10 protein-coding genes and 1 pseudogene are annotated in these 13,588 nt (G+C 70.1%); 5 read left to right on the top strand and 6 right to left on the bottom strand.

Features of this window, described 5'->3' with window-relative positions; translation table 11 throughout:
• Positions 1–7 precede the first annotated feature (7 nt).
• The 4 genes and pseudogenes from IEZ15_RS31225 to IEZ15_RS31210 all read left to right on the top strand — a co-directional run.
• Positions 8–1,504 (top strand): ankyrin repeat domain-containing protein, encoded by a 1,497-nt coding sequence (locus IEZ15_RS31225; protein ID WP_189280366.1) that lies wholly within the window; start codon positions 8–10, stop codon positions 1,502–1,504.
• Positions 1,505–1,675: 171 nt separating this feature from the next.
• Complete coding sequence (locus IEZ15_RS31220; RefSeq protein ID WP_189280365.1) at positions 1,676–3,955, top strand: leucine-rich repeat domain-containing protein; 2,280 nt, start codon at positions 1,676–1,678, stop codon at positions 3,953–3,955.
• Complete coding sequence (locus tag IEZ15_RS31215) at positions 3,952–5,106, top strand: HEAT repeat domain-containing protein (protein WP_189280364.1); 1,155 nt, start codon at positions 3,952–3,954, stop codon at positions 5,104–5,106. Before IEZ15_RS31220 ends, IEZ15_RS31215 begins: the two co-directional genes overlap by 4 nt.
• A 227-nt stretch (positions 5,107–5,333) precedes the next feature.
• A pseudogene (locus IEZ15_RS31210) lies at positions 5,334–5,985 on the top strand (IS701 family transposase); the annotation flags it as partial.
• A gap of 64 nt (positions 5,986–6,049) precedes the next feature.
• Here IEZ15_RS31210 and IEZ15_RS31205 read toward each other — a convergent pair.
• From IEZ15_RS31205 to IEZ15_RS31195, 3 genes are all read right to left on the bottom strand, one after another.
• Positions 6,050–6,370 (bottom strand): hypothetical protein, encoded by a 321-nt coding sequence (locus IEZ15_RS31205; protein ID WP_189280363.1) that lies wholly within the window; start codon positions 6,368–6,370, stop codon positions 6,050–6,052.
• A gap of 55 nt (positions 6,371–6,425) precedes the next feature.
• Complete coding sequence (locus IEZ15_RS31200; RefSeq protein ID WP_189280362.1) at positions 6,426–7,055, bottom strand: SMI1/KNR4 family protein; 630 nt, start codon at positions 7,053–7,055, stop codon at positions 6,426–6,428.
• Positions 7,056–7,177: 122 nt separating this feature from the next.
• Positions 7,178–9,229 carry a leucine-rich repeat domain-containing protein gene (locus IEZ15_RS31195; RefSeq protein WP_189280361.1) on the bottom strand — a complete coding sequence of 684 codons (2,052 nt, stop codon included), beginning with the start codon at positions 9,227–9,229 and terminating at the stop codon, positions 7,178–7,180.
• 437 nt (positions 9,230–9,666) lie between these two features.
• On the opposite strand from IEZ15_RS31195, the gene IEZ15_RS31190 reads away from it, so the two are divergent.
• Positions 9,667–10,434 carry a GntR family transcriptional regulator gene (locus IEZ15_RS31190; protein WP_189280360.1) on the top strand — a complete coding sequence of 256 codons (768 nt, stop codon included), beginning with the start codon at positions 9,667–9,669 and terminating at the stop codon, positions 10,432–10,434.
• A gap of 49 nt (positions 10,435–10,483) precedes the next feature.
• On the opposite strand, the gene IEZ15_RS31185 is transcribed toward IEZ15_RS31190, so the two are convergent.
• The 3 genes from IEZ15_RS31185 to IEZ15_RS31175 form a co-directional block, all read right to left on the bottom strand.
• On the bottom strand, positions 10,484–11,641 hold the full coding sequence (locus IEZ15_RS31185) for an ROK family protein (RefSeq protein ID WP_189280359.1): 1,158 nt from the start codon (positions 11,639–11,641) through the stop codon (positions 10,484–10,486).
• Between the two features lie 100 nt (positions 11,642–11,741).
• Entirely contained in the window at positions 11,742–12,392 is a 651-nt protein-coding gene (locus tag IEZ15_RS31180; RefSeq protein WP_114243320.1) for a response regulator, read from the bottom strand.
• Positions 12,393–12,396: 4 nt separating this feature from the next.
• Positions 12,397–13,569 (bottom strand): sensor histidine kinase, encoded by a 1,173-nt coding sequence (locus IEZ15_RS31175; protein ID WP_189280358.1) that lies wholly within the window; start codon positions 13,567–13,569, stop codon positions 12,397–12,399.
• Between the last annotated feature and the right edge of the window lie 19 nt (positions 13,570–13,588).

Genomic DNA, 13,588 nt, shown 5'->3' with positions numbered 1-13,588 from the left:
CAAAGTCATGAGCGAATCCCTTTTTGCTGCTGTCGAGCCTGATCGTGGCGGTGACCCCACCGAGGGTGCCGCACTGGTTCGATCACTGATCGCCGACGGGGCGGATGTCTCGGCGCACGACGAGCAGGGCGCCACCCCGCTGCACCGGGCGGTGAAGGCCCCCTACAGCGCCGACGACCCGCTGCCTTCCCTTGAGGTGATACGGGCGCTGCTGGAGTGCGGCGCGGATGTGCACGCCGTCGACAAGAACGGTGTCACCCCCGCCGTGTGGGCCGTGGCCTTGAACGACTCCGATCCGGTGGCCGTGGTGCGGCGTTCCGTGGAGGTGCTGGCCCTGCTCGTCGAGCACGGCGCCCGGCTGGACGGCCCGAGCAGATTCACCACCGGCGGGTCCCTCGCCCACAACAGCTGCGCAGCCGTGCCGCTCTACGCCTTCCTGCTCGACCACGGCGCACCGACCGACGCGGTCGACGATCGCGGACACACTCCGCTGCACGCGACCGTCCGTTCGGCGCGACCGGGGCTGGTGAAGCTGCTGCTGGAGCACGGCGCCGACAACGCCGCGGTCGACGGCCTCGGCCGGACTCCGCTGGGGATCGCGTTGCGTCTGCCGGAGTACAGCATGGAGCAGCGGCAGGCACGGTCGGAGATCGTGGCTCTGTTGGAGGCTGCGGGTGCCCCGGCGCATGTGCGGTATCCCGTGGTGGAGGGCGGGCCGCTGCCCATCGACATGGAGGCGCTGCGGCAAGCGGCGGGGGTGATGCGGGCCGAGCTGTCCGAGGTGTGTGAGGCCGCCGGGATCCCGGACGACAGCGGCTGGCTCACCAGGCGGGTGGAGCCGGACTTCGACAGCTACCAGGACTTCGTGGCCGAACTGGGCAACGGCTGCAATCCCGACCATCTGCCGCATCTTCCCGAGTTGTGCGCCAGGGCGCTCGGCGGAACGGGTGCGACGTGCACCCTGGTCGGCGACCAGTCGGTGGACACGCCGTTCTTTCATCACGGCGACCTGGTGGTGAAGGGCGACCTGGATGTGGTGGCCCCCTTCGTGGTCACCGGCTCCCTGGCGGTGGAAGGCGTGCTGGCGGACTGCGGCCCGGATTCGGTGGTGGCCATCCGCGGCGGGGTGACGGCCCGAGGGGTGTTCACCGACGGCGAGATGTCCGTCGACGGAGACATCGAGGCCGATGTCGTCTACGGCTACTACAACGACAACACGCTCCAGGCGGGCACCATCCGCGCCCGCCTGGTCATCGAGGACGAGCACGCGACGATCGCCTCGGTGGAAGCGGATCTCCACTTCGACCTGGACGACTTCCAGCAGGGGCACGGCGAAGGCGTCCAGGAGCAGTTGCGCGAGCTGCTGGTGGACGAGGTCTTCGCCGCTGACGAGGACGAGGACGAGGACGAGGGCAAGGAAATGATGGACCGGGGTCTGCTGTTCGCCCGGCTCCGCGAGGGTCTGCCGGTCTTCCGCGCGGACGCGCAAGCCGAGGCCCACTGAGCGCATGTACCCGTCGGCCTGGCGGCCCGCCCCAGCCGACCGCGCCTCGCACTTCCCCCACCGAATCCGCCTTACCGGGCACTTCACCCCACGGAGCAACCACAGATGGCCGATGACGAATCCCAGAGCGGCCCGTCAGTACCCCCCGCCCTCACAACGGTGCACTCACCGGTGGGGTACCGCCTCATCAGCGCCCAGGAGGCGGAGGAGCGGTTCCGGGTCTCCGCCGATGTCGGCTACCCGTACGTGGACTTCGCCGACGAGCAGGAGATCCGCTTGTACGAGGGCGGTCTGCATGTCGCGGGTCACCTGGAGCCGGAGGGCGACAGCGACTGGGTGCCGTACAACACCGTCGTGGACGGTGATCTGACCGTCGACGGTGACCTGGCCTGGTGGGACGACAGCGGCGGCAACTTCTTCCTGGTCACCGGGGCTCTGCGGGCGCGCAACGTGCTGTTGTCCGGCTGCCCCAACGTGGTGGTGCGTGGTGACCTGGAGGTGGCGGGCGGCATCTGCGGCTCGTACGGGGAAGACGGCGGTGTGCTCGTGGTGTGCGGGCGGACCCGCGCCCGGATCATCATCAGCAGGTCGTACTTCGGCATGACCTTCGCCGAGCAGCCGCAGGCACTGCTCGTCGCCGACCCCCACTACACCAACTGCCCGGTGGACTTCACCGAAGAGGAGCTGGACACCGTCCTGCTGCCCGAACTCCTAGACGACCACGGCACGGCCGACGCGTGGAAGATCAAGGAGGCCCTGCGCGAGGGGCGGCAGGTGCTGCGCGCCGGGGTCCGGCCGAGCCATCTGGCCGCCCTGGAGGAGCTGGACGCGCTGCTGGTGCGTGCGGAGGAGGTGACAGAACTCGACCTGTCCGAACGCAAGCTGAGGCACTTCCCCGAGCAGCTCCTCTCCTTCCCCAACCTCCGGGTCCTCTCCCTGGAGGGCAACGCCGAGCTCAAGACAATCGACCCGCGCATCGGCGAGCTGGCCGCCCTCGAAGAACTCCGCCTGGCCGGGACACAGCTGACCGGGCTGCCCGAGTCCATCGGCCGGCTGCGGAACCTGCGGCTGCTGGACATCTCCGACAACGCCTTCACAGCCCTGCCGGACTCCCTCGGCGACCTGGACCGCCTGGAGGTGCTGCACGCCGCAAAGCTGACCTGCCCGCTCCCCGACACGCTCGCCCGGCTGCACACGCTGCGCGAACTGGACCTGTCCCGCCAGCACCAGGGCCGCTACCACTGCGACACCCTGGTCGACTTCCCTCCGATCGTCACCCGCCTGACCGGACTGAGGACACTCGACCTGTCGTACGTCTGGCTGGCCTCCGTCCCCGACGAACTGCTGAACCTGACCGAACTGGAGGAACTCAACCTGAGCAACTCCCTGTCCGCCCGGCTGACGCGGCTGCCCGACCTGGCCCGGCTGCCCCGGCTGCGCGTCCTGCGCCTGAGCGGCAGAACCCCGGGCTCCAACCAGCCCCCGCCCAGCCGCGACCTGCTCTCCGGAATCTGGGACATCACCACCCTCGAACACCTGGAGATCGACCGCTGGGGCAAGGAAACGTTCGACGGCCGGAAGGCGCGCACCGCCTTCCGCGCGCTGCCCGACGACGCGTTCACCCACCTGTCGAACCTGCGACACATCGACTTGTCGTTCAACGAACTCACCACCCTTCCAGAGTCGTTCTTCGGACTGCGCCGGCTCGATTTCGCGGGCCTGCGGTACACCAAGCTCGACCGGCCCACGCTGGAGCGGTTGCGCGCGATGTTTCCGCGGACCCGGCTCGACCTGCGGGACACCGGCACCAAGGAGGTCGTCCACGACCCGAACTGGCAGTCCGTGCATGCTCTGGTCAGGATGGGCGCCGAGAAGCAGGTCGCGCAGGACCACGCGGCGGCCGTCACCGCCTTCGAGGAAGCCGTCGCGCTCTGCGCCCCGGGCGCCTGCCACTCCGACTACGACCGGCTCTACGCCCACTACGGCTTGGTCGACGCCCTCGGCCAACTCGCCGAGAACGCCCCGGACGGCGACCGCCCCGAACCGACCGCGAAGCTCATCCGTTACGCCGAGCAGACACTCTCCCTGGTACCCGGCACGATCTGGCACTTCACCGACGAGGGCGCCTTCCAGGAAGAGGTCAAACGCCGCACCGGCAACGCCCTCGCCTGGCATCTGCTGCACAGCGGCGAACCCGAGCGCGCGCTCGCCGCAGTCGAGCAGGCACTGTCGGTTGCCGACGCCCCGGAGTACGACTTCGTCCGCGACACCCAGGTCCGCGTCCTGCTCGCTCTCGGCCGCACCGACGACGCCTACCGGGTGGCCGACCAGATCCTCAGCCGCGACCCGTCCTTCGGCGACCTCACCGACATCGCGGCGCTGCCCGAATTCCAGTCGTGGCGGCAGACCCAGCGCACCGCCGCACCCGAGGCCCCGGGGAGCGCCCGGTGAGACCCGACCGCGCCGTACCGTCGCCCGGCACCCGCCCACTCGACGAACTCGACCAGGTGCCCTGGGCCGAACTCCGACACGCCCACGGCCCGGCGACCGACGTCCCGGAGCAGCTGCGCGCTCTGGTCCGCGGCGACCGGGAACGCCGGACACAGGCGTGGGACCGTATGTGGTCCAACCTCTACCACCAGGGAAGCGTCTACGAGGCCACGCTCCACGCCGTGCCGTTCCTGTTGCACATGCTCGCCGAGGGGACCACACCTCACCCGGCCCGCGTCCTGGTCTACCTGCGTCACCTGGTCGTCGGCGAGGACGAGGCCGCGTTGCTGCCGGACGGCTACGACGAGGCCGGATTCGCCGGCTGGCCGCAGCAGGACAGGGAACTCGAGGCCGCCACCCATGCGGCCGTGGCAGCGGGCGTGCCGGTCATCGTGCCGCTGCTGGATCACCAGGACCCGGGGATCGCGGGCGAGGCGGTCCATCTCCTGGCCTGGTTCCCTGGCAGGGCGGCGGACATCCTGCCCGCGCTGCGTCGGCTGAGCGTCCGGAGCCCGCTGCCCAGAAGTGACCGCACGACTGTGCTCATCGCCATCGGGCTGCTGGCGGGCGCCTGCGGGGACCGGTCCGACACTGCCCCTCTGGAGCGGATGCTCGCCGACGTGGACGACCCCGACCGCTGGGCGGCGGCGGTGGCGCTGAGCAGGATCGCCACCCCCGATGTCCCGGCCACGGCCATCGACGTACTGGTCGCGGAGCTGGGCGCGATCAGTGCCGATCCGGAGGAATACGAGATGGAGCCCAGGACCGGCTTCTGCTTCAACTCCCCGGAACAGCTGATCGTCCCGACGCTCCACCAGCTGCCCGCCGCCTCCCGGGACGCCGCACTGGACGCAGCCGGACGTTCCATCGCCGGTATCGAGAACCAGGACCAGGTGCCATGGGCAGAGGCCGCGGATCTGGTCGCCCTCGCGCTCGGCGAAGCCGAACCCGGCAGCCCGGACACGCTGACGCCCTGCCAGCACGCGATGCTGCGGGCGCTGCTGACCGGTGACCGGATCTGGGCGTCGGGGCAGTTGGGCATGCGCCTGTCCTCGGAGTACGGGCTCCCCGACACCCCGGACGCGCTGGAGGAATGGCTGGACCGTGCATGACCGGGGCGGCCGGGCGTCGGCCGGGGGCCGATTGTCAGTGGCCGCCGCCAACGTCGAAGACACCGATGAGATGACAGCCGGAATTCCCGGCAGCTCTGTGCTGCGCTGTCGCGTCGCCAGGCTGCCGGGGCGCCGGATGGCCGAAGTGCGGCACCGCTGAATCGCTCCGTAGTGCTGGATCGCAGGGATTGCTGAACAATCCGCGCGAGCTCGACGTCAAGCCGCAGTTGGAGTCGGTGTTCGCGCGGGTGGCGGGTAGGTTCACTCGGGCGGATCTGCGGTGGCGGATGCGGGACTATGTCCGTGGTCTGCTGGAGCGGGTGACACGCAAGAACGGCTGGCAGATCGCGGAATGGGCAGGCCGCCGCACGCCGGACGGTTTCCAGCGGCTGTTGAACAGCAGCGTCTGGGACGCGGACGCCCTGCGTGACGATGTCCGTGATTACGTGGCCGAGCAGCTCGGTCCGGGTGGTGTGCTGATTCTCGATGACACCGGGTTCATCAAGGAGGGCACCACCTCGGCTGGGGTCGGCCTGCAGTACACCGGCACCTCGGGAAAGATCGACAACTGCCAGATCGGTGTGTTCGCCGCCTATGCCACCGGTTCGGGCCGGGCTCTGGTGGACCGGGAGCTGTATCTGCCGAAGTCCTGGACCTCCGACCGTGACCGCTGCCGGGCGGCGAAGATCCCCGAGGAGCGGGGCTTCGCGACCAAGGGGGAGCTGGCCGGAGACATCGTGCGCCGCTGCCTGGCCGCGGGTCTGCCGGCCCGCCTGGGTGGCCGCGGACGAGGCGTACGGGCAGGACTGGAACTTCCGCCGCCTGCTCGAACAGCTCGAAGTCGGTTACGTGGTGGCGGTGCCGAAGTCCCAGCAGATCAAGTGGTCGCGCGGATAGGCGGGGTTGGGGACACTGGCAGCAGGAACGGGCACAGGCTCGGTGATTACGGAGTTGCGACCCGCCCGGCGAGCCGCAGCGATGCGGGACCGGCGAAGGCTTCGGCCAGCACCCACAGGCCCGCCCACCGGTACTGATCGGCTCCGCCGAGCCAGTCCCACAGCGTGTCACCGTCCAGGCAGCCGGGCGGGCGGCTCATCCACCGGTCGAGCTCCTCCACACTGACGTCGAAGTCCGCGGCGTCCTCGGCGAACAGCGGATCCGTTATCAGCGCCGGTCTCACCCGCTCGTACGCCGCCCTGATCCGCCATGCGTCGAGCAGCGGTCCGCCCGACGGCCACTCCGCGGTCGGTGATTCTCCTGCCATACCGCCTCCATCCTGTACCCACGCCATGCCGCGCCGGATCTGACCCAGGGGGCCGTCAGCGCGCGGCGTTGTGGAACCTCAGAAACGGCGCGCCCAGATCCTGGAACCAGCTGGGCGGCCGGCGTGCGGTGAACGCGGCACTCATCGCGCCCAGCCAGGCCGCGAACGAGGAATAGTCCGGCCGTGCCTCGTCCGCGAACTCCCAGTCGCCGCCATCGACATAGCGCGCGAGCCCCTCCTGGGCGTCCTGGTGGTGGTAGTAGACCGGGTACTCGCCCTCCGCGTCCGGCTGGGTGACATCGAAGCACCACACCGCCTCGTTGCCCCCGTCGACGGCGAATCCGACCAAATGGTTGGTGGACAGCCAGCGGCCGTCCCCGCGGCCCACATGCTCGGGCAGGTGCACCAGATCCGCGTTCAGCTCGGCGATGGCTTTGTCATCGACGACGGTGAACTCCGCCGATCCGCCGTCCGTCTCGCGTCCACAGCTCAAGGCGTTGTGCTCGGCGAGGAAGGCCCGATAACTGGGCGGCGCCGTCCAGCTGACGCTTCCGAAGTGCGGCTCAAGGCCCGTTTCCCGGTTCGCTACGGCCTCGGCCGAGGCAGGCTCCGATGCCGAGATCGTGACGGTCCCGTCCCCGGCGGCGCGGCGGAGGATCGCCAGGCTGTCGTGTACATCTATCAACGCTCTGCTCCATTCATCTTGCGGTCTTCTTGCGGTCTCGTTCCGGTAGTGCCGCACGCGGCGGGCACCGGTGGTGGGCCGACGGGACTGGCGGGAAGCCGTCGGCCGGCCTCAACGCGCCGTCAGGCGGCGTCGCCACGCCAGGTCCGGTAGCCGGCTGAGGCGGCGACGTCGGCGAGGCCGCGGAAGTCCGGGCGGCGGGCGAGGATCCGGTTGGCGGCCTGGTAGGCGTCGTCCGTACGGTCCGCCTTGAGGAGCAGCTTGACCTGTACGGCGCGGATCCAGTCGCGGGCGGGGTTGTCGGGCTCGCTGCGGGCGAGGGCGGCGAGCCGCTGCCGGACGGGCGGGTCCAGAAGGCCGAAGTCGATGGTGACGTCCTCGAGTTCGGTGAGCGCGTAGAACGACTCGGGCAGCGTCGTCAGGCCGTTGAACCCCAGGTCCAGTACCCGCAGTCGGGACAGCCGGGCGAAGGCGTCGTCCGGCAGGGTCAAGGGCGGCCGGACCCCTTCCCTGTGTCCGGTCCGTTCGTTGTACCGGGTCTGCTCGCCCCAGCGGCTGATTTCCAGCTCTTCGAGCGTGGTGATCGCCCACACGCGGTCGAGCAGGCGGTGGCCGGGGTAGTGGTCGGCGTTGCCGCTGCTGCCGCTCATACGCAGGACGCGCAGTCGTGGCAGCCGTGACAGGTCGGGCAGCCGCTCCACCCGGCCCAGGGCGCTGTCGAGGTTCAGCTCCTCCAGCGCGGTGGCGAGCAGCAGGTCGTCGGGGACCGAATCCAGCACTGCCACCGACAGGTTGAGACTGCGCAATCCGGGTATCCGGGTGGCGAGTCGCGGGAACGGGACGAGCTCCGGGTCGTCCTCGACGCGGTCGGCCGGTGCCGGGTGCAGCCATGACAGGTCGAGTTCTTCGAGGGCGGGCAACCGGGACAGGGCGTCGGGGAGAGGGCACGACAGCTTCCAGGTACGCAGTACCCGCAGCTCGGAGAGGTCACCAAGTTGGTCGGGCAGGGCCCGCAGGGGGTTGTCGGCGATGTTCAGCACCTGCAGGCCACGCAGCAGGCAGATTTCCGCGGGCAGTTGTGCCAGCGCCATGTTCGAGATGTCGAGTTCCTTCAGATGCGGAAACTCGCCGAGCCGTGCCAGCAGCCGGTCAGCGCCGGACCACCGGTTGCCCGCGAGCCGGAGCCTGCGCAGTGCGGTGAAGTCCAGCACCCGTTCCGGGTCCTGCCACAGGGCCTGGTGCGTCGCAAGGTCGAGTTCGGTGACCTCCGCGGGCCGGGCCCGCAGCCGTGCCACCTCGTCCGCGGAGGCCGCCAGCTGCGGCCCGGGCGTGTCGCGCAGGACGGGCATCCCGGCTGCCAGCGCGGCTTCGATGCGGTCACCGAGCTCCCGGCCGAGCGGGTCGTCGGTGTCGCCGACGTCGCCGAGCAGCTCGGGCCGGATCAGCTCTCGCAGTTCCGGCAGACCTTCCGGCAGGCCCCGCAGATCGACCGCCGCGCTGCGGCCGACCTCCCGCGGCCCCGTCGGCGTCACGGTGAACCAGTCGGCCGTGACCAGTTCCCCGACCCGGGTGCGCCCGGCCACGGACAGCGACCCGCGGTCGTCCACGCCGCGGCCCAGGATGCCGCAGGCCGCCACCAGATCTCCGTGCACCACCATGTCGACGTGCCCGTGCAGCGACACGCAGCGGGCACGCACGTTCCGGGCCGTCAGCGTCGTATCGCCGTCCAGCGGCCCCTCGCCGAGGCTCCAGGCGAAGACTCCGCCGCTCACCTCCACATCCCCCCGCACGACGAGGTCGACGCATTCCCCGAGGTGGACCGAGCGTGCCTTCAGATCCCCGGTCACCAACAGGAACCTTTGCGGTCCGTCCGGATCCTCCCACCAGTCGAGGGCACCGTCGATGACCAGGTCGCCATCCACGACGATGTTGTCCGCGCAGCGCCTGGCCCCGTGCCGGGCGACCAGGTCACCCCGGATGTGCAGGCCGGCGCCGTACAGACGGATCGTCGACGCGTGATCGTGGCCCGGCTTGCCGATGTCGGCAGACAGGCCGAAGCGTTCCTCCGCGGCCCGCGCGCCGATGACCTCGTGACCACGCGGCGGCAGGACCGGCCTCACCGCGCCGGAGGCACCCCGCGCCGCACCCGATTCCTGTGGTGTGGTGCTCTCCATGACCCGTCCCTCCCGCTGCGCCGTTCGCCCCTGAGGCACCCACATTCACAGACACCGGGCGACGAGGACATCCGGGAAACCACGCAATCGGCTACGGAAGTTCACCGGCCGGAACCGAGCGCGGCGTGGTGGTTCCAGGAGCGCCTGCACCGCTGTGACCAGGTATGTTGCCCGCCGATCGGCGGCAGGTGCCCCTCGGCGGGCAGGCGTTCGGGCATACGTGGCTGTCGGAGGCGGCCTCTGGCTAGTGCTGCGGTCGGCTCACGGCACCACGAACGTCTTGTGAACGCTCTGCGGCAGAGGGTCGTTTCGCTGCGTGACCGAAGGAGGATTGGTCTTGACCAAGGGTGTGTCCCGCCCTATGGTCTCAACGTTAAGACAGGAACCTTTAATAAATAACGTCGCGGAAAAGCCGCTGGGCGATTGCGGAGGACAGGGTGGGGACCACGCAGCTGGAAACGGTGCAGGAGCCGAAGTACTGGCACCTCAAGACCGTGCTCAGTGAGGCACTCGACTCGGACTTTGCGGTGGGTGAGATCCTCCCCAACGAGCGCGAGCTCGCCGCCCGGTTCGGAGTCGCCCGAGCCACGCTCCGGCAGGCTCTGGAACAGCTCGAACTCGAAGGCAGGCTGCAGCGCCGCCGCGGCGTCGGAACCACCGTCGCCCCGCCGCGGGTCGGGGTTGCCGTCTCCACGGCACAGCGGGACTGGTCCGACGGCGGCGCCGTCGAGGCGTGGCAGCCCGTGGACTGCACGACGGCGGTCGCACCGGCATCTGTGGTGGCCATGCTCGACGTGGACGGCGACGAGCCGGTGCACATCGTCCGCCGGATCCGGGTCACCCACGGACAGGCGGTCGCGGCGGAACTGCTGTACGTCCCGTCGTCGTCCGTGCCCGAACTCTCCGCGATCGACGCCCCTTCCGGCCCCGCCCGGGCCCGCGGCGTCCTGCGCGAACTGCACCGCCTCGGCCTCGACGGCCAGGACCGTTCGGTGGAGCTCGGTTCGGCGCGCGTGGACGACGCCAAGGAGCTCGACCGGCTTCCCGGCGCCCCTGTTCTCGTCGTCACCACCCGCTATCTCGTGGCGGGCGGCACCGCGGCGCTCTCCGTCGCCACCTACCGGGCCGACACCTGCCGGCTCACCTTCGGTGACTCGGGCGACTTGGAGATCAGCCATCACGGCCAGGAGCGCCAGGCCTCCTGAGCACGACCGGCTCCGCCGGTCTGCCATGTCTGCGTACGGCCCGTCGCACTCAGCGGCGGGCCGTCACCGTTTTTTCCACCGCGAAGAGCTGCTCCTCGACATGGTCGAGAGCCAACCGCAGAGCCCCCGTGGCCACCGCCGCCTCGCCGAGCAGCGACAGTGTGACCCGCGGCGGCCGAAGGCAGTAGCGGGCCAGCTCACGGCGGAGCGGATCCAGCACACCGTCCAGCCCCGCGGCCCAGCCGCCGATCACCACAAGCTCGGGGTCCAGCGCCAGCACCAGCGCCGCGACATCATGCACCAGGCGCTGAATGAACCGCTCGACCGCCGCCTGCGCCCGGACATCGCCATGCCGTGCCTTTGCGAACACGGCGGCGACCGCAGGCTCGTCCAACGGGTCCAATGGCGTGTCCGTCGTCGACAGAAGCTTCTCCGGCGTCGCCTCGCGGCCGAGGAGATGCAGCGCGCCGATCTCACCCGCCGCACCACCGAAACCGCGGTGCAGCCGCCCGCCGATCAGCGAACCGGCGCCCGGGCTCAGCCCTGCCAGGACGAACACGATGTCGTCGGACTCGGTGGCTGCACCCTTCCAGTGCTCCGCGACCGCCGCGGCATTGGCGTCGTTCTCCACGAGGACGGGGCAGCGGAAGGAGCGTCTCAGCCGCTCACCCAGCGCCAGGCCGGTCCAGTCCGGCAGTGCGGTGCCCAGCCGTACGGTGCCGTCGGCCTCCACGATGCCCGGGCTGCCGACCCCGACCGCACGCAGACTGCTCCGGGCCACGCCCGTCCGCCGCAGGACATCGGCGACCACGACCCTGGCCTTGTCGAGCCGGTCGTCGGCGCAGGCCGTTTCCGACACCTCGCGTGAGCCCGCCCCGATGATCCGGCCGTCCAGCCCCGACAGCAGTGCGGAGATCCGATGCGGGCCGATCTCGATACCGAGCAGATGCCCGGCCTCGGCGCGGAACCGGAACCGGCGGGCCGGCCGCCCCTGGCGTCGGGTCTCACCCCCGTCGGGCAACGACTCCACGACCAGTCCGGCCTCGAAGAGCCCCTCCATGACGCCCTCGACCGTCGGCCGGGACAGACCTGTGACCCGGGTCAGGTCCGTGAGGGTGGGGGAGTCGGCGCCCCGGAGGGCATGCAGCACCACCGCGGAATTGATCCGTCGCAGCAGTGACGGATCCCCACCGGTCAGCCGGCCCACGGTGTGTCCTCCCAGCTCGTGCGCATGTCAGGCGGATGGTACTCGCTGCCCGGGTGCAGGGCGACTGCGGGCCGGAACGGGTATCCGGCGCCGACGGCCCTCAGCTCGGAGCGACGAACCCGGACTCGTACGCTGCGATCACCGCTTGGGTACGGTCCCTCGCACCCAACTTGGCCAGTACGGCGCTGACATGGGTCTTCACCGTCTCGACACCGACCACGAGCTTTGCGGCGATCTCCGCGTTCGACAGGCCACGGGCCATCAGCCGGAGGACCGCAGCCTCACGGCCGGTCAGCGACGCCCGGTCCATGGCCGCCCGCGCCTTGCTCGTGCCGTACGCGGCGGCCAGATGCCGGACCGCCGCCGGGAACAGCAACGACTCGCCCTCTGCGACCAGGCGCACCGCATGCACGATCTCGGCGGGCCGGGCACGCTTGAGGAGAAAACCGTCCGCTCCGGCGCGCAGCGCCTCGTACACGTACTCGTCGTTCTCGAATGTGGTGACCACCAGGATCTTCGGTGGTTCCGGCACGGTCCGCAGCACCACCCGCGTTGTCTCGATGCCATCCATCAGCGGCATCCTGACGTCCATGGCCACCACATCGGGACGCAGCTGATGCAGCAACGGGATCACTGCGGCGCCGTCACCAGCCTCGCCCACCACCTCGATATCGGGCTGAGCCTCAAGAACCGCACGCAGCCCCGCGCGGACGAGGGGTTCGTCATCGACCAGAAGAACGGTAACCGGCATCAGGTCAGCCTAGGCCGTTCAACGGAAGACTTGCGTGCACCCTCCATTCGCCGTCGTACGGACCTGTCTTGGCCTTTCCGCCCAGCAGCGCGGCCCGCTCGCGGATGCCCCGCAGCCCGCTCCCACCGCCCGGCGTGCCCATGGAATCAGTGAGCGGATTGGTCACCTCCATCTCCAGCCGGCCGTTCGTGACGCTGATGCGCACCCGGACGGGCACCGCCCCGGAGTGACGGAGCACATTGGTGAGAGACTCCTGAAGGATGCGGTACCCCTCGCGGGAGACCGTCCCCGGAACCTGCTCCAGCGGACCGGAGACGTCCACATCGATCTCGGCCCCCGAACCACGCGCGGAGTCCAGGAGCCGGTCCACCTCCGCGAGCGTGGGCCGCTGCCCCACCGGTGTTCCCGATTCGCGCAGCACCCGCAGAACCCGCTCCAGATCGTCGACCGCGTCCCTGCCGGTCTCCTCGATCGCGGCCAGTGCACGCTCGGTGAACTCCGGGTCGTCAGCCGCCCGGGCCGCACCCGCCTGCACGATCGCGACCGTCAACGCGTGCCCGATCGAGTCATGCAGCTCCCGTGCGATGCGATTGCGCTCCAGCAACTGCTCGGTGCGCTCCTCCAGAGCCGTCAACCGCTGCGCCGGTGAGGGACTGAGGAGCCGACGCGCGGTCGCAGTGATCAGCTCTCCGCTCGCCGCAACCACGGCAAGCAGTACGAGGATGGGCAGAGGTGCCAGCAGGGCGTACCACCAGCGCGGCGCCACTGCGCGGACCAGCCATTCGCCGCTCGGGCCGTCGCCCGCCGCGGTGAGGACGAGATCAACCGCGGTCGTCGGCAGCCGCACTGTTGCGAACCCCACGGCGACGCAGAGCAGCAGTCGTATTTCCAGCCACAACACGGTTCGCCAGCGATCCGTCCAAGTGGCCGCAGCGCTTGTGGAGATCGCCGCGTGGGGGCGGCCCCGCTCGGCAGGCGTGAGCAGGAGCTGTGCCTGAACACCTTCGGCCAGCCGCATGGCGGGCAACAACCCCACTGGGACAGCGAAGACCATGGGCGCCCACGGAGTGTCCGGGGAGATGTACAGCCACACGCTGTAGACCGCACCCGGGATGAGGAGATGCAGCCACCGGGTGTAGGTGACAGGTACGGCGAGCGGTCGGAGAAGGCGGAACATGCTGCCATCGTGTCAGCCC

The sequence above is a fragment of the Streptomyces atratus genome, assembly GCF_014648655.1.
GTDB lineage: Bacteria > Actinomycetota > Actinomycetes > Streptomycetales > Streptomycetaceae > Streptomyces > Streptomyces atratus.
Note: the sequence above shows the minus strand (reverse complement) of the source record. Positions and strands in the feature narration are given on the sequence as shown.